This is a genomic window from Paenibacillus phoenicis (genome assembly GCF_034718895.1).
GTDB classification, from domain to species: Bacteria; Bacillota; Bacilli; order Paenibacillales; family Paenibacillaceae; genus Fontibacillus; species Fontibacillus phoenicis.
Map to the genome: position 1 here is coordinate 4,265,312 of NZ_JAYERP010000001.1, position 25,775 is coordinate 4,291,086.

The 25,775-nt window shown below is 57.1% G+C and carries 23 protein-coding genes; 15 read left to right on the forward strand and 8 right to left on the reverse strand.

Translation table 11 applies throughout. The annotated features are described in order from the left end of the window. The first annotated feature begins 91 nt into the window (after positions 1 to 91). Both U9M73_RS20000 and U9M73_RS20005 read left to right on the forward strand, forming a co-directional pair. A complete protein-coding gene (locus U9M73_RS20000) occupies positions 92 to 1,090 on the forward strand; it encodes a glycoside hydrolase family 130 protein (RefSeq protein WP_009223904.1) in 999 nt (332 codons plus the stop codon). Positions 1,091 to 1,147: 57 nt separating this feature from the next. Continuing rightward, entirely contained in the window at positions 1,148 to 3,883 is a 2,736-nt protein-coding gene (locus tag U9M73_RS20005) for an alpha-mannosidase (RefSeq protein WP_323078782.1), read from the forward strand. 608 nt (positions 3,884 to 4,491) lie between these two features. Here U9M73_RS20005 and U9M73_RS20010 read toward each other — a convergent pair. The 3 genes from U9M73_RS20010 to U9M73_RS20020 all read right to left on the reverse strand — a co-directional run bounded on the left by U9M73_RS20010 (position 4,492) and on the right by U9M73_RS20020 (position 7,578). Further along, a complete protein-coding gene (locus U9M73_RS20010) occupies positions 4,492 to 5,349 on the reverse strand; it encodes a sugar phosphate isomerase/epimerase family protein (RefSeq protein ID WP_009223906.1) in 858 nt (285 codons plus the stop codon). A 261-nt stretch (positions 5,350 to 5,610) separates the two neighbouring features. Continuing rightward, positions 5,611 to 6,489: a sugar phosphate isomerase/epimerase family protein gene (locus U9M73_RS20015; protein ID WP_036644399.1), complete on the reverse strand. Its 879-nt coding sequence runs from the start codon at positions 6,487 to 6,489 to the stop codon at positions 5,611 to 5,613. 30 nt (positions 6,490 to 6,519) lie between these two features. Beyond that, positions 6,520 to 7,578 (reverse strand): Gfo/Idh/MocA family protein, encoded by a 1,059-nt coding sequence (locus U9M73_RS20020; protein WP_323078788.1) that lies wholly within the window; start codon positions 7,576 to 7,578, stop codon positions 6,520 to 6,522. Positions 7,579 to 7,720: 142 nt separating this feature from the next. Between U9M73_RS20020 and U9M73_RS20025 the strand changes: the two genes are divergently transcribed. Both U9M73_RS20025 and U9M73_RS20030 read left to right on the forward strand, forming a co-directional pair. Beyond that, positions 7,721 to 8,581, forward strand: coding sequence for a helix-turn-helix domain-containing protein (locus U9M73_RS20025; protein WP_009223909.1), 861 nt, complete (start codon positions 7,721 to 7,723; stop codon positions 8,579 to 8,581). A gap of 44 nt (positions 8,582 to 8,625) precedes the next feature. Beyond that, positions 8,626 to 10,551, forward strand: coding sequence for a beta-N-acetylhexosaminidase (locus U9M73_RS20030; protein WP_323078791.1), 1,926 nt, complete (start codon positions 8,626 to 8,628; stop codon positions 10,549 to 10,551). Between the two features lie 53 nt (positions 10,552 to 10,604). Here U9M73_RS20030 and U9M73_RS20035 read toward each other — a convergent pair whose 3' ends face one another. After that, complete coding sequence (locus U9M73_RS20035) at positions 10,605 to 10,952, reverse strand: winged helix-turn-helix transcriptional regulator (protein ID WP_311202264.1); 348 nt, start codon at positions 10,950 to 10,952, stop codon at positions 10,605 to 10,607. A gap of 160 nt (positions 10,953 to 11,112) precedes the next feature. On the opposite strand from U9M73_RS20035, the gene nfsA reads away from it, so the two are divergent. Then, positions 11,113 to 11,853, forward strand: coding sequence for an oxygen-insensitive NADPH nitroreductase (gene nfsA, locus U9M73_RS20040; RefSeq protein ID WP_323078797.1), 741 nt, complete (start codon positions 11,113 to 11,115; stop codon positions 11,851 to 11,853). 17 nt (positions 11,854 to 11,870) lie between these two features. On the opposite strand, the gene U9M73_RS20045 is transcribed toward nfsA, so the two are convergent. Next, positions 11,871 to 12,833, reverse strand: coding sequence for a helix-turn-helix transcriptional regulator (locus U9M73_RS20045; RefSeq protein ID WP_009223913.1), 963 nt, complete (start codon positions 12,831 to 12,833; stop codon positions 11,871 to 11,873). A gap of 186 nt (positions 12,834 to 13,019) precedes the next feature. Between U9M73_RS20045 and U9M73_RS20050 the strand changes: the two genes are divergently transcribed. From U9M73_RS20050 to U9M73_RS20060, 3 genes are all read left to right on the forward strand, one after another. Then, entirely contained in the window at positions 13,020 to 13,358 is a 339-nt protein-coding gene (locus U9M73_RS20050; RefSeq protein WP_311202263.1) for a thioredoxin family protein, read from the forward strand. Positions 13,359 to 13,435: 77 nt separating this feature from the next. Continuing rightward, positions 13,436 to 14,413, forward strand: a complete 978-nt coding sequence (locus U9M73_RS20055; RefSeq protein ID WP_323078800.1) for an AAA family ATPase — start codon at positions 13,436 to 13,438, stop codon at positions 14,411 to 14,413. Between the two features lie 3 nt (positions 14,414 to 14,416). After that, positions 14,417 to 15,499, forward strand: a complete 1,083-nt coding sequence (locus U9M73_RS20060) for a DUF58 domain-containing protein (RefSeq protein ID WP_323078801.1) — start codon at positions 14,417 to 14,419, stop codon at positions 15,497 to 15,499. Between the two features lie 31 nt (positions 15,500 to 15,530). Here U9M73_RS20060 and U9M73_RS20065 read toward each other — a convergent pair whose 3' ends face one another. The 3 genes from U9M73_RS20065 to U9M73_RS20075 form a co-directional block, all read right to left on the reverse strand. After that, entirely contained in the window at positions 15,531 to 16,208 is a 678-nt protein-coding gene (locus U9M73_RS20065; protein ID WP_009223917.1) for a sortase, read from the reverse strand. Between the two features lie 3 nt (positions 16,209 to 16,211). Then, a complete protein-coding gene (locus U9M73_RS20070; RefSeq protein WP_323078803.1) occupies positions 16,212 to 17,090 on the reverse strand; it encodes a hypothetical protein in 879 nt (292 codons plus the stop codon). Between the two features lie 182 nt (positions 17,091 to 17,272). Continuing rightward, positions 17,273 to 18,199, reverse strand: coding sequence for a GNAT family N-acetyltransferase (locus tag U9M73_RS20075; protein WP_260070524.1), 927 nt, complete (start codon positions 18,197 to 18,199; stop codon positions 17,273 to 17,275). A 170-nt stretch (positions 18,200 to 18,369) separates the two neighbouring features. Between U9M73_RS20075 and U9M73_RS20080 the strand changes: the two genes are divergently transcribed. The 7 genes from U9M73_RS20080 to U9M73_RS20110 all read left to right on the forward strand — a co-directional run bounded on the left by U9M73_RS20080 (position 18,370) and on the right by U9M73_RS20110 (position 25,751). Beyond that, complete coding sequence (locus U9M73_RS20080) at positions 18,370 to 19,644, forward strand: glycosyl hydrolase family 28-related protein (RefSeq protein ID WP_323078808.1); 1,275 nt, start codon at positions 18,370 to 18,372, stop codon at positions 19,642 to 19,644. Between the two features lie 132 nt (positions 19,645 to 19,776). Continuing rightward, positions 19,777 to 20,838: a polysaccharide deacetylase family protein gene (locus tag U9M73_RS20085; protein ID WP_323078810.1), complete on the forward strand. Its 1,062-nt coding sequence runs from the start codon at positions 19,777 to 19,779 to the stop codon at positions 20,836 to 20,838. 11 nt (positions 20,839 to 20,849) lie between these two features. Further along, on the forward strand, positions 20,850 to 21,542 hold the full coding sequence (locus U9M73_RS20090; protein WP_323078812.1) for a YveK family protein: 693 nt from the start codon (positions 20,850 to 20,852) through the stop codon (positions 21,540 to 21,542). Beyond that, on the forward strand, positions 21,539 to 22,558 hold the full coding sequence (locus U9M73_RS20095) for a Gfo/Idh/MocA family protein (RefSeq protein ID WP_260070520.1): 1,020 nt from the start codon (positions 21,539 to 21,541) through the stop codon (positions 22,556 to 22,558). Before U9M73_RS20090 ends, U9M73_RS20095 begins: the two co-directional genes overlap by 4 nt. Before the next feature lie 28 nt (positions 22,559 to 22,586). Then, a complete protein-coding gene (locus U9M73_RS20100) occupies positions 22,587 to 23,936 on the forward strand; it encodes a nucleotide sugar dehydrogenase (protein ID WP_323079173.1) in 1,350 nt (449 codons plus the stop codon). Between the two features lie 33 nt (positions 23,937 to 23,969). Next, complete coding sequence (locus U9M73_RS20105) at positions 23,970 to 24,551, forward strand: acyltransferase (RefSeq protein WP_323078814.1); 582 nt, start codon at positions 23,970 to 23,972, stop codon at positions 24,549 to 24,551. 153 nt (positions 24,552 to 24,704) lie between these two features. Continuing rightward, the gene (locus U9M73_RS20110; protein ID WP_323079175.1) at positions 24,705 to 25,751 is read left to right on the forward strand and encodes a DegT/DnrJ/EryC1/StrS family aminotransferase; all 1,047 of its coding nucleotides are present in this window, start codon (positions 24,705 to 24,707) and stop codon (positions 25,749 to 25,751) included. The last annotated feature ends 24 nt before the right edge of the window (positions 25,752 to 25,775 follow it).

Consider the following 25,775-nt stretch of genomic DNA (forward strand, 5'->3'; position numbering starts at 1 on the left):
CGCATCGATCTGCAAGCGGCGCTGAAAGTGTCCGTTAGGATGCGAACGCGCCCCCAATTCATATCCCACATATCTCAAAGGAGACTTGACCATGAGCAAAATTATCGGCGAACCTTTAAAAAATATCCCTTGGCAAGACAAACCGGCCGGCTCGAACGCCCCGGTATGGCGTTACTCTCAAAACCCAATCATAGAGCGTCATGCGATCCCGAACTCCAACAGCGTGTTCAACTCCGCGGTCGTGCCTTTTGAAGGCGGATTTGCCGGTGTGTTCCGCTGCGATTCGCGTTCGGTCAGCATGGATATTTTTGCAGGATTCAGTGACGACGGCATCAACTGGAAAATCAACCACGAGCCAATCCAATTCGAAGGCGACGAGGAAGTGACCAAACGGGAATACCGCTACGACCCGCGCGTCTGCAAAATCGGCGACCGCTACTACATCACCTGGTGTAACGGCTACCATGGCCCAACGATCGGTATTGCGTACACGACGGACTTCAAGACGTTCCATCAGCTGGAAAACGCCTTTTTGCCGTACAATCGCAATGGTGTGCTGTTCCCGCGCAAGATCGGTGAACGTTACGCGATGCTCAGCCGCCCAAGTGACACGGGCCACACGCCGTTTGGCGATATTTTCTACAGCGAAAGCCCAGACCTGACCTTCTGGGGCAAACATCGCTATGTGATGGGTACGATTAACGGCGATGCTTCTGCATGGCAATCGAAAAAAATCGGCCCAGGACCGGTTCCGATCGAAACCGACCAAGGCTGGCTGCTGATCTACCACGGCGTCATCAATACCTGCAACGGCTTCGTCTACCGCATGGGCTGCGCCCTGCTGGACATCGACAAACCGTGGATCGTCAAAGCGCGTTCGCGTAACTATATCCTCGGTCCAGAAGAGCTGTACGAATGCGTCGGCGACGTGCCAAACGTGACGTTCCCTTGCGCCGCTTTGACTGACGCCGAAACCGGCCGGATCGCGATCTACTACGGCTGTGCGGATACAGTTACCGGCCTGGCCTTCACTACCGTGGACGAGCTGCTGAAGTACATGGAAGAATATCCGCTGGAGACAGAAGCGTGAGGAACAAAAGCTCATCTACAAAATTACAAACCACGGAGGAAAGCGGGGGTTAGAGAAATGAGCAAGCAAAGAACGGCCCATATCATCTCCCATACGCACTGGGACCGGGAATGGTATTTGCCGTACGAGAAGCATCACGTTCGTCTGGTTGAGCTGGTGGATGCGCTGCTCGATAAGCTGGACGGCGATTCGGCGTTCCGCAGCTTTTATCTCGACGGTCAAACGATCATCATCGAAGATTACTTGCAAGTACGACCGGAGAACAAGGAGCGTCTGGAAAAATACATCCGCGAAGGCCGCATCCTCATCGGACCTTGGTACATTTTGCAGGATGCGTTCCTAACGAGCGGAGAAGCGAATATCCGCAACATGCAAATCGGCCATCAGGACGCGTTAAAATACGGTGCGCCCGCGAAGATCGGCTATTTCCCCGACACCTTCGGCCTCGTCGGGCAAATCCCGCAATTGATGTTGCAATCCGGGATTCGTAACGCCTTTTTTGGCCGCGGCGTGAAGCCGACCGGCTTCAACAATACCGTATCCGACGGCGGGTATGAGTCCTCCTTCTCAGAGCTGATCTGGGAAGGACCGGACGGCTCCAAGGTGCTGGGGATCCTGTTCGCCAACTGGTATTCCAACGGCAATGAGGTGCCGGTGGACGAAGCGGAAGCGAAGGCGTTCTGGGATCGCAAGCTGGCGGATGCGGAGAAATACGCAGCCACCGGCGAGCTGCTCTTCATGAACGGCTGCGACCATCAGCCGCTGCAACTGGACCTGCCGGAAGCGATTCGTACGGCGGAGAAGCTGTACCCGGACACGAAGTTCATCCATTCGAACTTCCCGGATTATTTGCGCGAGCTGGAAGCGGCGCTGGAAGGCCGCGAGCTGTCCACCGTCAAGGGCGAGCTGCGCAGCCAGCGCACCGACGGTTGGGGGACGCTGGTGAACACCGCCTCCTCGCGCGTGTATCTGAAGCAGATGAACCAGGTCGGCCAGGCCTTGCTGGAAAAAGTCGCCGAGCCGCTCGCCTCGATCGCGAATCTGCTCGGGAAGGATTACCCGCATCACCTGTTTACGTATGCGTGGAAAACCTTGATGCAAAACCATCCGCACGACAGCATTTGCGGATGCAGCGTAGACGAGGTTCACCGCGAGATGGTCACCCGCTTCGCGAAGAGCCGCCACGTTGCTGAGGCGCTCATCGACGACAGCAAGCGGGTGATCGCGGATGCGGTGAACACCTCCGTCTTCGCCCAGTATGGCGAAGACCCGCTGCCGCTGGTCGTGTTTAACACGACCGGCTGGAGCCGCACGGGCACAGTGTCCATCGAGCTGGACGCTGCCCGCCTGTATTTGCGCGACGGCCTCGGCCTCGAGGAGACCGGCCGCCGCATGAAGGCGGTCGACCTGTCAGGCCGCGAGCTGGTCGACGAGCAGGGGAACACGGTGCCTTGCACGGTGGAGGATCTCGGGCTGCTGTTCGGCTATGATTTGCCGGACGACAAGTTCCGTCAGCCGTACATGTGCCGCCGCGTCAAGCTGACGTTCCAGGCTTCCGATGTGGCTGCACTGGGTCTGCGCACCTATGCGTGGGTGCGCCGGAAATCGGCGGCAGCTGCCACCAAGCCGGCCTCGTTGTTCACGGGCAACCGGGTCATGGAGAACGAGAACCTGAAGGTGGAAATTGCCGAAGACGGATCGTTTACATTGACCGATAAAGCGACGGGCCAAGTGTACCGTGATCTCGGCGTCTATGAGGACACCGGCGATATCGGCAACGAGTACATGTACAAACAGCCGGAAGGCGAAAAGCCGCTGACCACGAAAGGACTGGCTGCGCAAATCCGCATCGTAGAGGACGAACCGTACCGCGCTTCCGTGGAAATTTGCCATGACTGGGAGATCCCGGCGTCCGCTGATGAGAAGCTGGACGAAGAAATGCGCGAGCTGGTTTACTATCCGCACCGCAAAGCGCAGCGCAGCAGCAAGCTGACGACGCTGAAGCTGCGTACGGTCATTTCGCTGGAGGCGGCCGGCAAAGGCGTTCACATCGAGACGACAATCCATAACACGGCGAAGGATCATCGCATCCGTGCCTTGTTCCCAACTGACCTGAAAGCATCGGTCCATCAAGTGGATTCGATGTTTGAAATCGCCGAACGGAGCATTGAACCGGCACCGGAGTGGGAAAACCCAAGCAACACCCAACATCAGCAAGCGTTCGTGGACGTGAGCGGTGAAGGGGCCGGTCTGACCGTAGCCAACCTTGGCTTAAACGAATATGAAGTGCTGCGCGACGGCCGGAACACGATCGCCGTGACGTTGCTCCGCTCTGTGGGCGAGCTCGGCGACTGGGGCTTGTTCCCGACGCCGGAAGCACAGTGCCTGGGCGTGCACACCGCCCGGATGGAACTGATTCCGCATAACGGCGACGGCATTGCGTCCGGCGCGTTTACGGAAGCTTACCAGTTCCAGATTCCGTGGACGCTCAGCCAAACGGAAATGCACGAGGGAACCTTGTCCCCGTCGTATACACCGTTCCAATGGGAAGGCCAAGAGATGGCATTCTCCTCGCTCAAAATGAACGAGACGACCGGCGACCTGCTGCTGCGTTGGTTCAACATGAGCAAGCAAGCATCAGAGCTGACGCTCGGCCTGAACATCCCACATGAGCATTTCTATAAAACAACGATTCTCGAAGAAGAAGCGGCACCGCTGGCCAAGAACGCAGCAGGCAGCTTGTCCCTGCTAGCCGGCCCATGCGAGATCGTAACCATCGGAGTTCGCCGGTAATAATCAGGGGAACGCTTGAACCTGAACCGGGAAGTTAAGGATTAAAGGTTATCCTGCCATAACTTGTTATGTTATGGCGGGGTAACCTTTTTGTTTTGTCTTTGGGGCTTTTTTACGCGATTATCCCTTTTGTTCAGAGAGGTGATAGAGAAAGAGGAAGGAGGAAGGAGGAAGGAGGATGAGGACGGCGAGTGAAGGGTGAAGGGTGAGTGGAAGGCACGAAGGAGTAGTGGAAGGCAAACGAAGGGGGAGTGAAGAAAATGGGGGACCGATGATTAGGGTAGGGTCAAAGGAAGAGTATGGTTAGGGATGAGATTAGGGATGAAGTAAGGGATGAGGTAAGGGATCAGGGAAAAGGCGAGAGTGTGGGCGATGGGGATGGGGATGGTGGTGGCAAGAGAAGGTGAGCTAGAAGTGGCCATGGTTGATCTCTAGGTGGTCACCTGATTCAATGGGATAATCATGCAAAAGCTCCCGAACAGCAAGGGGCTACACCCTCCAGCATAAACAAACTAATAAAAAATGAGGCATACCAAAGTATACCTCACCTTACTGACACAACACTGTATACGAAATCGAGCGATGTGTCCGGGGAGTTCGAGTTGAGCCTATACCTCGTCCCAGATGCGCCGGACGTTGTCGAAGGCGATGCGGGTGCCTTGGCGGCAGTCCTCCATGCCTTCGTATTCAATGGAGAGGTAGCCGTCGTAGCCGGAAGCCTTCACGATGCGCAGGATCTCCCACAGGTCGAGATCGCCCTGGCCGGCGATGGCGCCGCGCAGGTACTGGCCGCCCGAGCTGCGGAACCAGCCGGCGCCGGGGTCGCGGTTTTCGGGCCGGATGTAGAAGTCCTTGACGTGGACCATTGAGGCGTAGCCGATGTTCTTTTTCACGGCGACGACGGGGTTCTCATCAACGCAAACGAAGTTGCCGACGTCAAGCGTCGTCTTGTAGTTTGGCCGGTCGACGGCATGGATCACCGCTTGCACCCGGTCAGTGGCCTGCACGTAGTAGCCATGGTTTTCCAGGCTGGTTGTGATGCCGTACTGCGCGGCGTAATCGGCGATTTCCCGGCAGGCGTTCGCGATCCGCGGCAGGTCCTCCTGGAACCGGATAATCGAGGTGTCCTGCCGGGAGGCGACGTCATGCCGCATCAGCTTGACGCCAAGCGCATGGGCATGGTCGACCTCGCGTTTGACGCGGGCGATCTCTGCCGCATAAGCCTCTTCCGAGTCGACGATGAAGTTGGCGCCGATCGCATAGTTGGACACGACGATGCCGGCCTGTACCGCGCGCTCGCGGATCCGCTCGATGAGACCCGGATCGTCGTTGAAGTTAAACCCCAGCGGCACGATTTCGATATGCTCGCCGCCGATGTCGGCGACCCAATCGATGACCTCCAGCAGCGTCATCGATCCGGCCTGCATCGCTTGATAGAGGCTGTATGAACTGACTCCCAGTTTCATGAAAGGTCCATCTCCTTTAGTGATAGTTCCAAGCTAACGGACTCCAGAAGCGTTATTTGCCCGTTTTGGGGCGATGAATTTATTTAACGGACTGAGGAGACCTTATTTTGGCTAAATCCGATCAAATTGCCTAACGCTGGGCCTAATAAGGTCGCTGGAGTCCGTTACAGCGGGGAATTGCCAGGAAAGTGGCCAATAAGGTCATTAGGGTCCGTGCGTACAGCGGTGAGACCGGCTGCTCTCTATGTTGCGGCAACCAACTTATCCCCGGAACGACTGAATAAACTTCACCGCCTGACGGATATCCTCCTCCGGGTTGTCGCCGACTTCGCGTTCGATCGTCAGGTAGCCGGTGTAGCCGATTTCTTGCAGGGCGGCGAAATACGCCGGGAAGTCGACGCTGCCCTTGCCCAGCGGCACCTCCTCGAAGCCCACACCGGAGGCGGCCATATCGGCGATTTTCTCGTGGCTCATCGCATCGTAGCCGAGGAAGCCGTACACGTCGCGCGGATCCACCGTGCGGTGGCGAACGCCGTCCTTGACGTGCGTATGGACGATGTAGTCTTTCAGGATCTTGACGCCTTGAACCGGGTCATCCCCGGTGACCATCACCATGTTGGCCGGGTCGAAGTTGACGGAGACACCGTTGGTGCTGAGGGTGTCCAGGAAGCTTTTTAGATGGGCAGCTGGTTCAGGTCCGGTCTCGATGGCAAAATAAGCGTTCAGGCTCTTCGCATACACGCCCAGCTCCTCACAAGCCTGCTGCATCGCCGCGTAAATTGGGCTGTTGGTGTCCTCCGGCACGATGCCGATATGCGTGGTCACCACGTTGGTGCCCAGCTCAACCGCCAGATCGAGAATTCGCTTGGACTTTTCGATTTTGGCTGGGTTGGCGGCGGCATCCTGAAATCCATGGCCGGCGAGGTCGCCGCATAAGGCGGAGATTTCAAGCCCCAGGCTGTTGATGTAATCGCGCAGTTCTTTGCGCTTTGGCCCAGTTAGAACCTCCGGATCCATCTCGCCGGAAACGGCATAAATCTGTACGCCGTCGGCTCCGGCTTCTTTCGCTTTCTTTAAGCCTTCCTTCACGCCTACGCCAAAGCTGTCAACGATAATGCCAATTTTGTTATTTAGCTTCATCGTGCTCACGCCTCCTTGGGCTTCATAAGATTAAAAATGAATTTCACGGCCTTCGGCGGCCGAATCGTATATCGCGTTCAGGATTTTGATCATCTCCACGCCGTCCTCCACTGGGCTGATCGGCGGGACACCATCTAGGCAGCTGGCTACAAAGTGGTTGATTTCATTCTGGAAGGCTCCGCTAAAGTCAAAGCCTGGCGCAGTGATCTGCGGTTCGATATTCACGATCGTGTTGTGGCGCTCGGTCACCATCGACAACGTCGGTTCAATTTCGGCGCCGCCCTTGTCGCCATAGATGTTGATCAGCGCTGAATTTTGCTTGGCATGCAAGGAGAAGCTGACGTCCACGATGAGCGACGCGCCGTTCTCGAAGCGGATTAACGCATTGGCCATATCCTCAACCGTGTTGAGGGAGGCATCATAGTCCGCGGCTTGGTAAAAAGAGTAGTTCTCGATGTTCGAACGATTCCCCAGTTTCGCATAGGTGTTGCCGCTCACCGATTTGACCTTGGGCCGGCCCATCAGGTACCAGCACAGATCGATCGCGTGCACGCCGATGTCGATCAGCGGGCCGCCGCCGGAGCGCGACTTGTCGGCGAACCAGCCGCCGGGATTGCCGAGCCGACGCAGGAGGCTTGCTTTGGCGTAATAAATCTCGCCGAGGTCTCCGGCATCGATAAATTTCTTCAGCACCGCGATGTTGGAGGCATGACGCCTTACATATCCGACCTGCAGCAGGTTACCGGTCCGCTCCACGGCTTGTTGTACTTGCAGGGCCTCGTCCACAGTGATGCAGAGCGGCTTCTCGCAGAGCACCTGCTTGCCGGCCTCCAAGGCGGCGATGCTAATCGGGGCGTGGGTGTTGTTCCAAGTGCAGATGCTGACTGCCTGGACTTCCGGATTGGCGAACATATCGCGGTAATCCGTGTAAACGTGCGGGATGTCGTACTTGCTTGCCATGCTCCGAGCCCGTTCCTCGTTCACGTCACAGATTGCGAGCAGCTTGGTCCGCGGGTTGGCACGGTAGGCTTGCAGATGGGACTCGGAAATGGAACCTGTGCCGACCAGGCCGATGTTCAGTTGGCTCATTTTTCGCAGGTGCACCCTTTCGTTCTCCGCGCGAGTTTGCTACAATGAGAGCATTCATTCGCTAGGATATGTTTTATTTATTCAAATCTATATTTAGGCACCCCTAATTTAGCACAGCGATTTAAAAGGGAGAATGTTCAGGATGACAAAATATCTGGATTATATGATCAGTCCTGAGCCGATTCGTTTGTTTAATCCCGCGGTGGATGCGAGCCGGCGCAAAATCCAATCGTTATCCGTCGTTAACGCCGGTCATCTGCCCGGGCGCACGATGCAGCGTGCAGACGCAAAGTTTCGGTATTGGGCGTTTGTGGTGATCACGGGCGGGAGCGGGTATTACCAGGCCGGCAACGCGGAAAGGCAGGAGGTTACGGCAGGATCCTGGTTTTGCCTGTATCCGGACGAAACGTTTCAGTATGGTCCACACGCGGAAGGGCATTGGGACGAGTATTATTTCACGGTGGAAGGCTCAAGGGTGGAGGAATGGCTTGGCAGCTGGCTGCAACACCCCGACCAGGTCAAAAAAGCAACGATCGACGACTCCCTCATTAACCGGATGGAGCTCATGTTCATGTTGATCGACAGCGGTGTGCCGAGCAATCTCGACCGAGCTTCTCTAATGCTGGAGTCGTTCCTGTACGAGCTGGTGTCGCAGGCGGATCAGGCGGAAGCCGGAAACCGGGGTCGGTTCGTGATGAAGGTCATCGAGGACATTGCCGCTTCGCTGTATGCCGGTCCAACGCCGGAGGAGCTGGCGGCGCGGCATCATATTTCGATGTCGACGTTGCGGCGGATCGTGCACGAATATTCGGGTTATCCGCTGAATGAATTCATTCACCGACTGAAGGTGGCCGAGGCCAAGAACGTCCTGATGAACACGGAGAAAAGCGTCAAGGAAATCGGCGAATCGCTGGGGTATCAGGATACGTTTTATTTTTCGCGCGTGTTCAAGCGAATTACCGGATGTTCGCCGCGGAGTTATCGTCGCGAAGGCGGACAGTGAGTCTCTGGGCGCAGGGGTTTACACTATATGAGGAGGTTCACGGGATGAAGCTTTTTTTTCAAGGATGGGACGAGGGATTAGTTCATGGCGTAAAAGAATTGGAGGCCCAGCTCGGATTCCAAATGGACCCTTCGGGATTACCGGTGGAAGTTGTGCGCTTGTCTCCAGATGCAGGACAGTTGCGGGTCTCGCTGAGCGGCGGGAAAGGTCGGATTGAATATGTGGAGAAGATTCATTTTTTCCGCGCGTTGGGGTTGTTTGTGGAGCATGCCAAGACGAAAGAGTCGTTTGATCTAACTGAGCGGCCGAGCTTCGATTACAACGGGGCGATGCTGGACGCGTCGCGCAATGCGGTGATGCGGGTGGATGCGATCAAGCAGATGCTGCGCTATATGGCGGTCATGGGACTGAACGGGCTGATGATGTACACCGAGGACACGTACGAAGTGCCGGAACTTCCTTACTTCGGGTATATGCGGGGACGGTACACTGCGGAGGAATTGCGGGAATGCGACGATTACGCGGCGTTGTTTGGCATCGAGATGATCCCGTGCATTCAGACGCTGGGGCATTTATTTCATGCGCTGAAATGGCAGTATGCGGAGCCGCTGCGCGACCATCCGGACATCGTGCTGCCGGGTGCGCCGGCAACGTACGAATTCCTGGAGCAGGCGATTCGGGCGGCATCGGCGCCGTTCCGGTCAAAGCGGATCCATATCGGCATGGATGAAGCGTTTCAGGTGGGACTTGGCCGGTATTTGCGGGACAACGGCTTCCGCGACCGATTCGAGGTCATGAACGAGCATGTCGGGCGGGTGATGGAGATCACCGGGAAGCTGGGGCTGGAGCCGATGATCTGGAGCGACATGTATTTCAACCTGCTGTCGAACGACGTGCAGGGCGGGTTGTATAACATGGAGGCGGATTTTTCTGAGGAAAATATGGCCAAAATCCCGAAAGGCCTCCGGTTCGTTTACTGGAACTACTGGGGGACGGACGAGAACGCGTACAAAGAGGTGTTTGATAAGCACCGGCTGCTTGGGTCGGAGCCGATTTTTGCGGGAGGCATCCATATGTGGAACCTGATGGCCCCGAACCACGGCAAAACGTGGTCGTCCATGCACCCCGCGCTGCGGGCAGCCAAACAGAGCGGCCTGCGCGAGGTGTTTGCGACCGCGTGGGGCGACAACGGGAACGAGGCGAATCATTTCGTAATTTTGCCGGGGCTGCAGCTGTTTGCCGAATACGGGTACCATGACGGCGAGGTGACGGACGAGCATCTGCAGAAGCGGCTGGCCGCCTGCACGGGGCTTGATTTGTTTGGACCGCTCGAAGCGTTGAAGGGGATGGACGAAGTGCCGGAGGTCTACGAGGGGAACTATTACGGCGCGAATCCGTCGAAATTCCTGCTTTGGCAAGATCCGCTGATCGGCTTGTTCGACAAGCATGTGGAAGGCATGGAAGGGACGCTGCCGGACTATTATGCCGGCCTTGCTGAGAAATGGCGGGGTTACCTTGCAGGAGAGGGAAGCGGATGGACGGAACCGTTTACCGCGATGTTTGCCTTCTATGAAAAGCTTGCCGCCGCGCTGTCCGTAAAATCGACGCTGGGCGTGACGATCAAGCGCCTTTACGACGCCGGGGACCGGGACGGGCTGCGGCGGATCGCTGACGAGACGCTGCCGGAGCTGAGCCGTCGGGTCGAGGAGCTGCGCGTGGCGCACCGGGAGCTGTGGCTTGGAACGTACAAGCCGTTTGGCTGGGAAGTGCTCGATATCCGCTACGGCGGTGTACTGGCCCGCGCGGCATCGGCTCGCGATCGTCTGCTGGACTACGTGAACGGCCGGGTGCCGCAGCTGGAGGAGCTGGAGGCGGAGCGGTTGGTGTTCAATCAGAACAACGTGTTTGGCACGCTGGATGTGAACGGATTGTACCATCAGATTGCGACGGCGGGTTCGCTGTCGATGTAAAACACAAAACCCGATCGTAGCTAAGTGATTCTTATCTGTGATCGGGTTTGTTTTTAGCCGCCGTATTCTCTTCCGAAGGCTTCCATCTTCTCGAGGATCGGCAGTAATTTTTTTCCCCTGTCTGTAAGCGAGTACTCTACCCGTGGAGGGACTTCCGGATAAACTTCACGTTGAATGACTCCATCTTGCTCCAACTCTCGAAGCTGCTTGGTGAGAGAGCTTTGCGATAAACCGCCAAGATATTTTTTGATATCCGAATAGCGACGAGGTCCTTCTCTTAGATACCATAAAATAAAGTGTTTCCAACGTCCGGAAAGTATATATTGGGTAAAGGATATCGCGTACATATCCCTGTTTTCATCGATAAACGCTTCATCAAATCCTTCACTGCAGACCCTCATTGTATTCCCCCTAAAGGTACAAAAAGTTGTACTATGTGCATTTTTATTGCCTTCTTTGCGGATGTAGCGAAACATTTTATGATAATGTCAATGTCCTGGGACAGAACAACATTGGCCAATGTTTAGTTTATTGTATCAAATACATGTGGAGATGGATTACATGAATGAAACCATTTCATTGCTTCAGAATCATGCATCTGTGCGATCTTTTACCAATACACCTATAACCGAAGAACAGCTGGAAGCCATCTTTAAAGCAGCCAGTCAAACTTCATCTTCCAGTCTTCTTCAAACCGTTTCGATTATTCGAATCACCGATCAGGATCTGCGAAAAAAAGTGATGCAACTCAGCATGAATCAACACTATATTGAAGAAGCCGCAGAGTTTTGGATTTTCTGTGCAGATTTCAACCGGAATCATCAAATTGCCCCAGAGGTGGATATTGAATATATTGATTTTCTGTTGGTCGGTACGTTCGACGCTGGTCTGATGGCACAAAATGCTTTAACCGCAGCCGAATCCATGGGACTTGGCGGTGTATTTATCGGGGGGGTCCGAGCGAATATCGACGAATTATCTGACCAGTTGCAATTACCGAAGTATGTGATCCCTTTGGTGGGGTTATGCTTGGGTACCCCGGCAGGAGAGAAACCTGGGATGAAGCCGCGGCTGCCTCAATCCATGGTCTTGCTAGAAAATGAGTATCAACCACTGGATCGAGAGAAATTAGCCGTCTATGATGAAGCCATGTTGAAGTATTATGAGAACCGTCCGGTTACGCCTCCCTTCACCGAGAAAAAAGTCAAAGGATGGAGTGACCATATCCAAGAACATCTCCAGAGAAGTACGCTCCCTCAAATGATGGACTATTTGAACAAGCAAGGATTTGCGAAAAAATAACGGTCGAGATTTTCTACTTATGAGCGATACTTATCCAGCAGTTCGCTTAGCGTTCGCTTGATCGAATCCACCAGCTCCGGCGGTTCAAGGACGGTGGCCTCCTGACCGAGGCCAATAAAGAACGTCGCGAGGTAGGACAGCTCGCTGATCGGGAACGATCCTTCCAGCCGGCCGGAGCCGTCCTCACGGACGTGCAGCTTCAGGCGTCGGCGGACGAGCTGGCCTTCGCAGGCCTCGACGCCCAGCGGGGTGAGCTCGACCAGGCAGTCCAGCAGAGCCGGCTTGCGGCCGAGGTGCTCTTCCCAGTTGCCGAGATGGACATCGCGCAGGTCGAGCGGTTCTGGTGCGTCGGGACCCACGGCCGCCTCAGCCGAGGTGATACGGTCGCAGCGGAACAAGCGGAAATCGCGGCGCTCAAAGCAGTAGGCCGGGCAATACCATAAGCCGCCGCTGGCAAAAATGCCGACCGGCTGGATCTGGCGGCAGGTAGAGACGCTGCGGCGCGATTCGTAGTTGATGCGAAGGACTTGCTGCTGTATAGCTCCTTCCAGCAGCAAGCCTAAATACGGAAAAGCCGATTGCCGCGTTGGGGTCACGAAGTCGACCCGGTTTTTCATCTGGTCGATGCGGTCCCGAACGTCGCTGGACATATAGTGATAGAACTTGCCAAGCGCCGAAGAAGCTTCCGTTTCAAACGGAAGAAATTTGTAGTGGCGCAGCGCGTGGCTGGCGAAGAAGATCGACACCGCCTCCTCTTCGGTAAACGCGATCGGCGGCAGGACCCGCTCGTTTAGCACCTGGTACCCGCCATGCGGCCCAACCTCGGAATACAGGGGCACGCCAAGCTCGCTAAGCTCCTGCAGGTCCCGAAGGATCGTGCGGGAGGAGACGCCGAATTCTTGGGCCAGTTCCTTGACGGTGAACCTACGTTTACGGTTTACAGTCATCATCAGCTCCATGAGCCGTTTCGATTTGGACATGAGGTTGAAGCTCCATTCTTGTTTTTTAATTACGACAATAGTTGTCACTATTATGAGCTACACGGAGTACAAAGTCCAGTGAACGGACTTCACCCTGCACCAATGTGTGCGTTTTCCTATGCTATGATAAGAGGTAAGAGTTGCGTTAAAGGGATACAGAGACAAAGAGACAGGAGATGGGGACCCGTGAGCTTACGCGAAATCACTGAGCAGGAATGGCTGATGCAAGCGGAGAAGAGAAGGGAGACAGCGCAGAAGGGGAAGGAAGCCGGCAGGGAGGCTTTATTTTTCGTTACGGCTCTTTGCGGGACCTGCCAACTGGCGGAAAAAATGCTGGAGATCGTCCTGGCGTCCGGCCCCTGCATTCCGGTGTCCAAGCTGAACATCAACTATACCCCGATCCTGCGGGAACTGTGGCGGATCGCCAGCGTCCCTTGTCTGATCGTGCTCGAAGACGGTGTGCCGGTCCGGCAGGAATACGCCATGCGTTCGGTGGTGGATTTAAGCGAGTGGCTGCGGGTATAAGGGCTTTGCTTTGGGTTATAGCATTTGGAAAGCGGTAACAACGCACGACTAATTTTGCGATGAAGGTGGTTTTTCCTATGGAACTGCGGGAAGCGGTAGAGATTATCGGGCGGATTCGCCGCAATATCGGCGAGGTGGTGGTTGGGAAGGAGAACGTGGTGGATTTGTTGCTCGCCGCGTTGCTCGGGAACGGGCATGTGCTGCTGGAGGATGTGCCGGGGACCGGAAAAACGCTGCTGGCTAAAGCGCTGGCGAAATCGCTTGGCGGCGAGTTTAAGCGCATCCAATTTACACCGGACCTGCTGCCATCCGATTTGAGCGGCATAAATTTCTATAATCAGAAGACCGGCGATTTCGAGTTCCGTTCCGGGCCGGTGTTCACTCATGTGCTGCTGGCGGACGAAATTAACCGGGCGACGCCGCGGACGCAGTCCAGCTTGCTGGAGTGCATGGAGGAACGGCAGGTGACGATCGACGGAGTGACGCATGAGCTGGCGGCGCCGTTTTTCGTCATGGCTACGCAGAACCCGGTCGATCAGCAGGGAACGTTCCCGCTGCCGGAAGCCCAATTGGACCGCTTCCTGATGCGGATTGCCATGGGATATCCGACATCCGACGAGGGCGTGTCCATCCTTCGGCGCTTCAAGGAGCACCAGCCGCTGGCGGAGCTCCTTCCGGCCGCCTCGGCTGCGGAAGTGGCGGAAGCGCAGCGGTTCGCGCAGTCCGTCCGCGCGGCGGAGGACCTGCTCGCTTATATCGTGGCGATCACCGAGGCAACCCGCAAGCATCCGGAGGTCAAGCTGGGCGCGAGCCCGCGGGCGAGCATGAGCCTGCTGCGCGCCTCGCAAGGCTTTGCATTGGTTCGAGGCCGAGATTACGTGACGCCGGACGACATCAAGGCGGTGGCCGTGCCGGTGCTGGCGCATCGACTGATCCTGCGCCACAGCTTGCGCGGTGCGGACAATCCCGGTGCCGAGGTGGTGCGTCAGGCGCTGGAGCAGGTGGAGGTCCCGGCTGAAACGGTGCTGGCGGCACAGGGCAAGCAGGGGGACTGACCGATGCTGCTGCCATGGCTCCTTATCAGCGCCGTAGGAATCATCGTGTCGTTGGCGCTTGTTTATCGCTGGCGAGCGTTGAAGGGGATCCGTTATCGGCGTTATTTTACGGAACGGGCGGTGTTTGAAGGGGATACCGTCGAAATGGTCGAGGTGATCGCGAACGCCAAGCTGCTGCCGTTGCCGTGGCTTCGGCTCGAATCCAGCATCGCTGCCGGCCTGACGTTTGGGCGGCAGAGCAACTTGAATATCCATGCCGGCGAGATCTATCAGAACCACAGCAGCTTATTCCACCTGCGGCCGTACCGGCAAATCACCCGGAGCCACCAAGTAATCTGCTCGCGCCGGGGATGGTATCGGCTGGAATCGGCCACGATGACGACGGGCGATCCGTTTGGGATGAACGCCAAGGTCAAGCGGTTCCCGCTGGACCTCGAACTGCTGGTGTACCCGCGAATTCTGGAGCTGCAGGAGCTGCCGTTGCCTAATCACAGCTGGCTGGGGGAGCTGCCCGTCCGGCGTTGGATCGTGGAGGATCCGTTCCTGACAGCGGGCACCCGCGAGTACCGGGCCGGCGACCCGCTTAGCAGCATCAACTGGAAGGCGACGGCCCGCACCGGCGAGCTGCAGGTGCATCAACGCGATTACACGGCCGACCATCGGATGATGATTTGCCTGAACCTGGAGACCAGCGATTCGATGTGGAAGACGGTCATCGAACCGGAGCGCATCGAGCTGGGGATCCGTTACGCAGCGACCGTGGCCGAGCATGCGCTCCGCAGCGGCCTGGCGGCGGGCTTCGCCTGCAATGCGTGCCTGGCGGACGGGCCAAGGGAGCCGATCCGGATCGCACCGTATGCCTCCGCCGACCAGTTCACCTTGCTGCTTGAGACGCTGGCCCGGATGGTGCTGGACAAAACCGTCTCGATGATCCGACTGCTGGAAATCGAGCTGGAGGCGGGGACGACCGATACCGACTATCTGATCATCTCCTGCCACCGGGGCGAGAAGCTGGTGGAAACCGCCGAACTGCTGCGGCAAAACGGCAACGGCGTGGAGTGGATGGACATCCCAGCGGTGGTGTAAGAGCCGCCAGACCTAATAGAAGAAGCGCCGGTCAGGAATCCGGCGCTTCTTCTATTAATTTTGCCGTCAGCAGCAATCGTTCCGGGGCTGGCCCGACGTAGGTAAACGGGTAGCAGGTAATCAACGTCAGCAGCGGTTCGGTGGAGGCTTGCACCGCATTGGCATCGTCCTCGTCGACGATTCTCCGGCCCGTCACTTCATAGATAAAGTTACCGGCGGCGGTCTCTACCTCGATCCGATCCCCTGCCTTCAGCTTGCCGATGTTGCGGAAGACGGTATCCCGATGGCCGGCGAGGACGCTGTTGCCGTCTTCTCCTGGGAGCGGGGTGCCAGTTACATGCCCGACCCCCAGTTTGAGGGGGCCGTTCCCCGTTCCCTCCAGGATCGCATAGCGCTGATCGAGAGAAGGAAAGGCGATCTTGCCGAGAAGCTCGCCATCCTCGGCGATCCGCGCAGGCGCGGCGGCCTTTCCGTCGCCGCCGGTCTGCTGGAGCTTGCTGGCCAAGGCCGGGGACAGCGGGTTTTCGTCCGCTGACCGCACCGCGCGTTCGCTGTCCGTTTCCCGCTGCAGTTCATCCCATTGCCGCAAGGCTTGCTGCGCTTCCAGCGGGGCCTGGATCACCTGATAGATGGAGTACGCCAATACAACCAAGGAGCAGGAAAATACCAGCCATGCGGACATTCGTAATAATGAACGTTTGCGTCGCATCGGTTACTCCCGTCTTGACTTGCGGAGGAACATGCCGGTGCCGACCGTAGCAAACAAGCTGATCAGAATCAGGTTATACCACGGATTCGCCGTTTGCGGCAGCTCCTCGATCATGCCTGACCCGCCATCGCCTGGTCCTGGCCCTGGATCGGACGACTGCGGTTGAGGTGACTCCTCCGGCTGTGGCTGAGGCTGCGGCAGAGCGGGATTTTCCGGTTGCTCCGGCGTGGAAGGATCATGCTCCTCCCCTGAAGGGTTGCCCGAAGGCTCCTCGGTGGGTTGGCCCGGATTCGTTCCAGGGTTGCTTGGAGGATTGCCGTTATTCCCCGGCGTTGGATCATTGGGCTGATTCGGCCCCTCGCCCGGCGGATTGGAACCGCCGCCCCCGCCGTTGGAAGGCTCCTCGGCATAGGCGGAGAAGGCGAACGCGATCGTTGCTGCTTTGCCTTGATATTCGTTGCCGGCCTCTTCCGGGAATTTCACGCTTAAATCCAGCTCGTTCTCTCCACCGGCTGCAAGCCGTCCTAACGCGATTTCTTGTTGCTGCAGATGCAGCGCGCCGTCATAAATCACGGTGTCCCCGTCCTTTACCGTCAGCTGAAGGACATCGAAGAACTCGGTGTCCCCCGAGACAAAACGCGTCCGCACCTTGTAATCAAAAGCGATGCTGCCGTCATTCGCGACCGTAAACGTCCGTTCAACCCGGTCTCCGGGCTTTAAATTGGTCATCGGCAGCTCGCTGCTGAGCTCCGTTCCGATCCGCAGCTTCAAGGTATCTGCGGCGCTGGCCTGTCCTGCATGCCATACCACCCCGACGAGGATGGACGCAGCGTAAATGGCCGCAGCGTATTTGCGGAAGCTCCGATACCTCACCCTTTTCAATCGTCCCCATCCTTTCCCTTCCTTGCGATGTAGCCCTCTCAGACTGAGGGAGGCGTTCAATTCGTGCCGAGAGCTATCGCTATTCGTTGAAATGTTCGTTATAACGAACTAATACTTATGCTTATTATATCTCATTTTCCATAAATGGGAAGGGGGAAATCAGGCTGCTCGATTCATCTCACCTACAGGGGCTGTCGGGATCTGCGTACAAACCGCATCCAGTCGCGTCCCGCCCGGAAAATCTCCTTTAATCCCGGCGACCGTATAAGGTAGTACGGGGTGACCCGGCCTCCCCAATTGGTTTTGGAATAGGCGACCGTCGGGAGATTGGCCCCAGCGAAATCAAATTCGGCGAAGCCCAGGTCAGATAAATCCTGAAGGGCGAAGCTTTGCGACTGCTGAACCACGCCGAGGTTCAGATGTTCCGTTTTGCTGGCTGCGATCCAGCCGAAGGCACGGCGGCCATCCAACGATACAACTACACTGGTGCTGACCGGCTCTCCATTCGGCGCATAACAGACATAGGCGCGGAAGGCTTGATCCCCGAGCAGACTTTGGGCCAGCTCAAGATCCTGCTGCGTGAGATGGTGGCTGAAGCCCTGCCGCGTTTCCGTGCCCTGCAAGCACTGATATACCTCGGCCATGTCCTGCGTCAGCGCCGTCCAGTAGCCGGCGGCGGTCGCTTTTTTGATTTTTGCCCGGATTTCCGTGCTGGCCTGGTCTATCTCGTAGGGGAGCTCCACGATGTATGTATATTTCACCTCGGCGATAAAACCGCTCCATACAAACGGACGAATATCGGCAATACCAGGTGGAAAGACGAAGCTCGCGCTGCGCTGGACCTTCCGCAAATCCGGAATCATCGCTTTGGCCACCTCGTGCCATTGCCGGGTCAGCTTATACGGCTTATCTGTCGGCGTCGGGTGAAAGACGAAGGGGTGGTAAGGATTCAAGGGCGGTAAATACAAGTGGCCTCTCCGGTTGAAAAATAACAATCCCTCCCCCCGCGCTGGCGAATTAGGAGCTTCCCAACGGGCCAGGTGTGCGCGGCAGCCCCATTTTCGCGTGTGAAATTCCGCCCATTTTTCCACTTCATTACGATCATCCATACGATTACCTCTGGTTTCATTATTAAAGGCAGACCATGCCTTACTGCCAACCTATGATCTCGTCCATGAGAATATGTGAAAAAGGCGCGCAGCGCAGATCAAGGCAACTGCCGCTCCCTCCATAAAGACTTGGCATTATATATATCAACCAACTCAAAGGAGGTGAGATCATGATTGTAGTAACGAATTTTGGTGCAAAAGGCAACGGAGTGACGGACGACACCGCGGCGATTCAGAAAGCGTTCAACCAGGCGGCGGCTACCGGGGATACGGTTTATTTTCCCAAGGGGGTTTACCTGGTCAATCCGGCCAAAACGTTAAAAGTTGGCGGGAACACCACCGTGAAGGGCGACGGACATACCTCGATCATCCGTGCAGCGTCCAGCAGCTTTGGTTGGGAACTGATGCGGGTGTCGGGGAGTAACATCCTGTTGACTGGAATTGTCCTGGACGGCAATCGGCGGGTGAACCGGGTGCTTACGATCGCCGGGGGAAGTTCGCGGGTGAACGTCCAAGGGCTGCTCGTCCAAGGGGCGACTCATAGCAGTGACCGGCGCAGCGAGTATAATACGGGCGTTGTGTCAGGCATCGTGGTGTTGGGGAACACTGAATCGATTATGATCCAGGGAACCGAGGTTGCGGACGTTATCGCTCGGAACATGGGCGCAGCCGGTCTTGTCGCTCGGGGGATTTATGTCACCACGACCTGGGGCAGCAAGGAACGGGCCGCTCGGCAAGTCTCGATCACCGGCTGTTATATTCATCAGATTGGGCCAGCGGACGACGGAGACGGGATTTATTATGAGGACCCGGCCATGGAGGAGAACCGCGCCTCGGGGGTTGGCAGCTCGATTGTCGGTAACCGCTTTGATGAATGTGCTAAACGGGCGGTGAAGGTGTTTGCGAAAGGCGTCACGATCCGCGGCAATACGATCAACAACCCGTATCGAAACAACAACTATTATAAGGGGGCGGATCAGGGCCGCTTAGCCCCGGATATGTATTCGGCGATCAGCATCTATGGCGGGGATTGCGTTGTGGAAGGGAACCAAATCGCAGGGGGCGGCAGCTTCTATGCCGCCATCGAGGTTGGGGCCGGACCGGTCGTCGACAACGTGACCATTCAAGGGAATTCCGTCACCATGGGCAGCCAAAGCGAGATCAAAGGCACGACCGCGATCCGGCTTGGAAATATCCGCGATTTCGTCATTCGGGGCAATACGTTAAATCACGGAGAACGCGGGATCTGGACCTGGCAAAATGCGGAGAATGGGCGGATTGAAAGCAACGTTATCCGGATGCTGAAGGGCGGCGGGATTGACCTGACGACGTATCTGCGCGGGTACACGCAAAAGAACATCGTCTGCACGGGGAACCAAATTACGGCGTCCACCTTTAAAGTGAAAACCTCTTCGTCAACCAATTCGAATGTGGTGGCTCGATAGAGGATCCTTCTGCACGGAGGGATTTTTTTAAAAATAAGCTACTAAACCAGCAAAAACCTGAATATAAAACGGTATAGCAATCAACTTGGTAGACGGTAGAAGCCATCGCTTGACCCGAAAGAGGTGAGAACATTGGCGGAGGAAGCGGGCATTTTGGTTGTTTCGCTCGACTTCGAGTTATATTGGGGTGTTCGCGACCTTTATACCAAAGCGGAGTATGGAGCGAAATGGTTGCGAGAGAGGGAATGGATTCCTCGCATGTTAGAGTTGTTCCGGACGTCCGGCGTTCATGCGACGTGGGCCACGGTGGGGCTGTTGTTTTTCGAAAATCGACGTGAACTGTTGGCCGGGCTGCCGAAGCTCAAACCTAGTTATGCCGACAACAGACTGTCCCCTTACGCCGAGATTGAAGCCGGTGCGGTTGGGGACGGGGAAGCCGAGGACCCTTCTTCCTTTGCCGCAACGCTGATCGAGCGAATCCGCCAGACTCCGGGTCAAGCGATTGGCTCCCATACGTTTTCCCATTATTACTGCAGCGAGAAAGGCCAAACCGCAGACGAGTTTTACAGCGACCTGCAGGCAAACGTAGCCATAGCCGAACAAAAGGGGATATCCCTTCAAAGCCTGGTGCTTCCGCGCAACCAGCTGCGCCGCCGGTATCTGCACCAACTGCCGGAGCTCGGGTTCAAGACGTACCGGGGGAATCCCCGACATTCGCTGTACCGCGGCGGCTATTCGACGTCCGATTCCTGGTTCCGCCGGGCGCTGCGGCTGGCAGACAGCTACTTGAACCTGACTGGGCACCACACTTACTCCGTGGACTCGATCTCACCTCGGCTGCCGATCGATCTGCCGGCAAGCTTCTTCTTCCGGACCCCGCCGGGGTTGCTTCGGCGGCTTGATCCGCTTCGATTGAAGCGGATCAAGGACGGAATGACCCAGGCTGCCCGGCAGGGGCAAGTGTATCATCTCTGGCTTCATCCTTACAACGCGGCGGACGAGGAATTATTCCGCTCGCTGGAAGCGGTAATCCGCCATTATCGCTATTTGGCCGAGCAATACGGAATGATCAGCCTGAATATGGAGGAGCTTGGAGAACGAGTGTTAGCGGGAGCAGGGAAACTGGCAGCGGCAATCCCGGAGGAAGCCGCGGGATTTACTGAGAACCGAAGCTTGCAGGTATTAATCGAATGAGGTGAACGACTATGGATATGGTAGATGTGTGGAATGCCGTTCGACGACATCTTCTCGCTTTTTCCCTCGTCATCGCGGCATGCGTCGGACTGGCTGTGCTTCTGAACGAAGTGGTGACTCCCTCCTACCGGGCGAATGTGAGTCTGGTCGCCAATATCGCCTCGAATCCGGAATCGAGTACATACAACGAGTTTCTAGCCAGCCAAATGCTGACCAAAACGTATGAGGATACGATTCAAAGCCGCTATATCGCCTCCGAGGTCAAGAAGCAAGTCTCCACTCCTGACACGGTCATTCAATTGCTGAAAAAGATCAAGGTCCGCACCGATCCGGGGACATTGGTCATCATGCTGTCCTATACGGGAGACGACCCGAAGCAGACTGTCGCGATCGCCAACGCCTTCGCCGAAACGTTTATCGCCAAATCCAAGGAGATTGTGGCCGCAGCTAACGTTTCGATTCTGGATTACGCCAGCCTGGAGGAGACCAAGAAGCCGGTCAGCCCGCGTAAAGCGCTGAACATCGCGCTCGCCGGCTTCGTAGGCTTGTTCGGGGGACTCAGCCTGGCGCTGATCCTGGATGCCTGCCATATCCGCAACAAGAGAAACCGCCAAGCGCGGCGACCCTTGCCGGAGGATTACTCGGAGCTTAGCGACGCCCTGGTTCGGATTGAGAAGAAATATATAGGGAGGGCCGCCAAATGATGAATTTCGCCATCGCGGGCTGCGGACATATTGCTTACAAGCATGTCGACGCGATTGAAAAAACGGAAGGAGCCCGCCTGGTCGCCATATGCGATCCAAATCCGGACCGGCTCAAGGAACTGCGGGCGGTCACGTCGTCTACGGCCTATCCGGACCTGGGCACGATGCTGGCGAGGCAGCCGGAGATTGACGCGGTTTGCATCTGCACGCCCAGCGGGCTGCACGCGCCGCTGGCGCTTGAGGCGCTCCGGGAGGGCAAGCATCTCGTGCTGGAGAAGCCGGTGACGTTAAGCCTGACGGAGGCGGAGCAGCTGCGGGAAGCTGTTCGCGTGAGCGGCGTCAAGGCGACGGTCGTTCATCCGAACCGCTATCGGCCGGCGATGCAGGCACTCCGGGCGGCGTTGGCGGAGCACCGGTTCGGTAAGCTGAGCCACGTCAACATGACCCTCCGCTGGAACCGGAGCCAAGCCTATTATGATCAAGCGGCTTGGCGCGGCACGAAGGCGATGGACGGCGGGGTGCTGCTCAATCAGGCGATTCATGGCCTGGACTTGCTCCAGTGGTTGTTTGGTCCGGTTGCGGAGGTCAAATCGTTGACGGCTACGCGGATCAAGCAGATCGAAGCGGAGGATGTCGCCATTGCCGCGATCCGGCTCGACAGCGGCGCGCTGGGCGTGATCGAAGCTGCGACCACGGTGTACGGGCATAATCTCGAGGAAAGTATCTGGGTGTTCGGCGAGGAAGGATATGCCGTGATTGGCGGCAAGACGGCCAACTGGATCCGGCATTGGGTCTGCGCGTCGATGTCGCGGGAAGAGACGGAGGCGCTGATTCGCCGAGTGGACGAGGATCCTTACGGTGAGCCGGGGCACCAGTGCATCATCGCCGATCTGGTCCGGGCCGTTCAGGAGGACCGGGAACCGGAAATTACGCTGGAGGACGGCATTCGCGCCGTCAAGCTGGCACTGGACATGACCGGCGGGGGCAGCGGCGAACCCGCTCATACCCGCGGATAGGAAGGATACGGTACATATGCATAGTGGAATGCAGAGCCGGTGGGTGCAGAACACGGAGAATCCCGGGGACGGGCAAGCCGAGCTGCTGCGCAAGTTAAAGGACAAAACCGCGGTGATCGGCGTGATCGGATTGGGGTATGTCGGTTTGCCGCTGGCCGTTGAAAAAGCGAAGGCCGGCTACAGCGTCATCGGTTTTGACGTACAGAGCCAAAAGATCGAGATGCTAAATCGCGGCCATAATTACATAGGTGATGTCGTAGACGAGGATTTACGCGAAATGGTGAAGGACGGGCGGCTGAGGGCTACCTCGGATTACGCGTTTTTGCGTGAAGTGGATGCTGTGGCGATTTGCGTTCCGACCCCGCTTGATATTTATCAGCAGCCGGATACGAGTTATGTCGAGAACTCCACGCGGGAAATCGCCCGGTTTCTCCACCCGGGGATGCTGGTCGTGTTGGAGAGCACCACGTACCCTGGAACGACAGAGGAGCTGGTGCGGCCGATCCTCGAAGCGACTAGGCTGCGCTGTGGCATTGATTTTTTCCTGGCGTATTCTCCAGAGCGGGTGGACCCCGGGAACAAGACGTACAATACGAAAAATACTCCCAAGGTGGTCGGCGGCGTCACTGCCGCTTGCTCGGAGGTGGCCGAGACACTGTATCGCGAGGTGCTGAACGGCGACGTGCACGTTGTATCCAGTCCGGCCGTGGCGGAAATGGAGAAGATTTATGAAAACACGTTCCGCCATATCAACATCGCCCTGGCGAATGAAATGGCCGTTCTCTGCAGCCGCATGGGGATCAACGTATGGGAAGTGATCGACGCGGCGAAATCCAAGCCCTATGGATTTATGGCCTTTTATCCGGGGCCGGGGCTTGGCGGGCATTGCATCCCGGTGGATCCGTTTTATCTGACCTGGAAGGCGCGGGAATACGGGTACCATACCCGCTTGATTGAGTTGGCGGGAGAGATCAACAATGCGATGCCGGAATTCGTTGTGCGGCGGATCGGCGACATCTTAAACAACGACCGCAAGTCGCTGAGCGGCTCAACCGTCTATTTGCTGGGCGTTGCTTACAAGAAGGACATCGACGATTACCGCGAATCACCGGTGCTGAAGATGATCGGGTTGCTGGAGGAGCGCGGCGCCACCGTATGGACGAGCGATACGCATATTACGGAGTTTAAGTATCAAGGCCTGACTTATACGTGCGAGGAGCTGACCGAACAGCGGCTGCGAGCAGCGGATATTGCGGTGATCACAACGGATCATTCGGGATTTGACTATGAGCTGATCGGGCGCGCCAGCCGCTGCCTGCTGGATACACGAAACGCCATGAAGGATCAGGTCAAGCCGGATCGGTATTACTTGCTGTAACTCACCCATTAATCTGATGAGGAGCAAATAACCATGGATGCAATGATTCATGAAACTGCCGTAGTGGATCCGGGAGCGCAAATTGGGGAAGGGACAAGGATCTGGCATTTTACCCACGTGTCGTCCAGTGCGGTGATTGGCGGCCGAAGCAGCCTGGGGCAAAACGTCTACGTTGCAGACCGCGTCCGCATCGGCAACGGGGTGAAGATCCAAAACAACGTCTCTGTCTATGAGGGCGTCATTTTGGAGGACGAGGTGTTTTGCGGGCCAAGCATGGTCTTTACGAATGTGCGGACGCCGCGCGCGGCGTTTCCGCGCAATCGCAGCGAGGATTATCTCAAGACGCGGGTCGGACGCGGTGCTTCTATCGGGGCGAATGCCACCGTCGTATGCGGGGTTACGATCGGGGAGTGGGCTCTGATCGCGGCGGGGGCCGTCGTCACCCGCGATGTGCCGCCCTATGCGCTGATTGCGGGAGTGCCTGGCCGGCGTATCGGCTGGGTGTGCCGCTGCGGCAAAACGCTGGGCTTTAGCGGCGGGATTGGACGGTGCGGCGACTGCGGCCGGGAATACCAGCTGGAGCAGGATGCCGTAGCGATCATAAAGGAAGGGTGAGCGGGTATGGAACCATTACAAACCGGGCAACAAGCGAGCGGTGCTGCGGGAAGCCCGAAGGAAGCGGGCAGCATCGCCACAGCTCAAGGAAAGCAAGCAGCCATCCCCTTGCTGGATCTGAAGCGGGAGGTTGCAGAGCTGAAGCCGCAGCTGATGCAGGCGATCGAAAAAGTGCTGGACAAAGCGGCGTTTATTATGGGCAGCGAGGTCAAGCGGCTGGAACAGGAGCTGGCCGAGTACCTGGGGACAAAGCATGCGATCACGCTGAACTCCGGTACGGACGCGCTGGTGATCGCGTTGCTTGCTGCCTGGATCGGCCACGGAGACGAGGTGATTACGACTCCGTTTACGTTTTTCGCTACGGCGGAGGCGATCAGTCGCGTAGGGGCAGAGCCGGTATTCGTCGATGTGGATCCGCTGACGTATAACCTGGATCTGGATAGCCTGGAGGCGGCCATCACGCCGCGCACCAAGGCGATCATCCCTGTGCACCTGTTTGGCCGCCCGCTGGATATGGAACGATTGATGCTGCTGGCTAGGCGCTGCGGGCTGATCGTCATTGAGGATACGGCTCAGGCGTTTGGCGCTGAGACGGGAGGGCGGAAGGCCGGGACGATTGGAGATATGGGATGCTACTCCTTCTTCCCATCCAAGAACCTGGGAGCCTACGGGGACGGCGGCCTGCTGGTTACGGACGACCCTGGGTTGGCCGAAGCCGCAGCCATGCTCCGGACGCACGGCTCGAAGCGCAAATATTACAACGAGCGGGTGGGCTTTAATTCCCGGCTGGATGAGATCCAGGCGGCGATCCTGCGGGTGAAGCTGCCCTATATTGAGACATGGAACGAGGGCCGCCGGCAGGCTGCCGCGCGTTACCGCGAGCTGCTGCAGGACATCCCCGGGCTGGTGCTTCCAGGCGAGGTTCCGTCCGGCGACAAGCAGGTGTTCCATCAATATACGGTGAGGGTGCTGAACGGACGGCGGGACGCCCTCCAGGCAGGACTGGCTGAAGCCGGAATCAGCAGTTACGTGTATTACCCGCTGCCGCTCCATCGGCTTCCTGTCTACGTAGGCCACAACCTGGTCTTTCCGTTGGCGGAGCAGCTGTCGCAAGAGGTGTTGTCGCTGCCGATTTGGCCGCAAATCAGCGCAGAAGTGCAGGAACACATTGCCGGGCAGGTTCGCAGGCTGATGGGCTAATTTATTTTTCAAAGGACGATTATG

What these genes read in the sequence shown, in the direction of transcription:
- U9M73_RS20005 (WP_323078782.1), top strand. Translation starts at nt 1,148, where the DNA reads ATGAGCAAGCAAAGAACGGCCCATATCATCTCCCATACGCACTGGGAC.
- U9M73_RS20045 (WP_009223913.1), bottom strand. Translation starts at nt 12,833, where the DNA reads ATGTCCAAATCGAAACGGCTCATGGAGCTGATGATGACTGTAAACCGT.
- U9M73_RS20075 (WP_260070524.1), bottom strand. Translation starts at nt 18,199, where the DNA reads ATGGATGATCGTAATGAAGTGGAAAAATGGGCGGAATTTCACACGCGA.
- U9M73_RS20010 (WP_009223906.1), bottom strand. Translation starts at nt 5,349, where the DNA reads ATGAAACTGGGAGTCAGTTCATACAGCCTCTATCAAGCGATGCAGGCC.
- U9M73_RS20100 (WP_323079173.1), top strand. Translation starts at nt 22,587, where the DNA reads ATGCAGAGCCGGTGGGTGCAGAACACGGAGAATCCCGGGGACGGGCAA.
- U9M73_RS20110 (WP_323079175.1), top strand. Translation starts at nt 24,705, where the DNA reads ATGCAGGCGATCGAAAAAGTGCTGGACAAAGCGGCGTTTATTATGGGC.
- U9M73_RS20015 (WP_036644399.1), bottom strand. Translation starts at nt 6,489, where the DNA reads ATGAAGCTAAATAACAAAATTGGCATTATCGTTGACAGCTTTGGCGTA.
- U9M73_RS20025 (WP_009223909.1), top strand. Translation starts at nt 7,721, where the DNA reads ATGACAAAATATCTGGATTATATGATCAGTCCTGAGCCGATTCGTTTG.
- U9M73_RS20000 (WP_009223904.1), top strand. Translation starts at nt 92, where the DNA reads ATGAGCAAAATTATCGGCGAACCTTTAAAAAATATCCCTTGGCAAGAC.
- U9M73_RS20065 (WP_009223917.1), bottom strand. Translation starts at nt 16,208, where the DNA reads ATGCGACGCAAACGTTCATTATTACGAATGTCCGCATGGCTGGTATTT.
- U9M73_RS20105 (WP_323078814.1), top strand. Translation starts at nt 23,970, where the DNA reads ATGGATGCAATGATTCATGAAACTGCCGTAGTGGATCCGGGAGCGCAA.
- U9M73_RS20080 (WP_323078808.1), top strand. Translation starts at nt 18,370, where the DNA reads ATGATTGTAGTAACGAATTTTGGTGCAAAAGGCAACGGAGTGACGGAC.
- nfsA (WP_323078797.1), top strand. Translation starts at nt 11,113, where the DNA reads ATGAATGAAACCATTTCATTGCTTCAGAATCATGCATCTGTGCGATCT.
- U9M73_RS20055 (WP_323078800.1), top strand. Translation starts at nt 13,436, where the DNA reads ATGGAACTGCGGGAAGCGGTAGAGATTATCGGGCGGATTCGCCGCAAT.
- U9M73_RS20035 (WP_311202264.1), bottom strand. Translation starts at nt 10,952, where the DNA reads ATGAGGGTCTGCAGTGAAGGATTTGATGAAGCGTTTATCGATGAAAAC.
- U9M73_RS20020 (WP_323078788.1), bottom strand. Translation starts at nt 7,578, where the DNA reads ATGAGCCAACTGAACATCGGCCTGGTCGGCACAGGTTCCATTTCCGAG.
- U9M73_RS20060 (WP_323078801.1), top strand. Translation starts at nt 14,417, where the DNA reads ATGCTGCTGCCATGGCTCCTTATCAGCGCCGTAGGAATCATCGTGTCG.
- U9M73_RS20090 (WP_323078812.1), top strand. Translation starts at nt 20,850, where the DNA reads ATGGATATGGTAGATGTGTGGAATGCCGTTCGACGACATCTTCTCGCT.
- U9M73_RS20095 (WP_260070520.1), top strand. Translation starts at nt 21,539, where the DNA reads ATGATGAATTTCGCCATCGCGGGCTGCGGACATATTGCTTACAAGCAT.
- U9M73_RS20030 (WP_323078791.1), top strand. Translation starts at nt 8,626, where the DNA reads ATGAAGCTTTTTTTTCAAGGATGGGACGAGGGATTAGTTCATGGCGTA.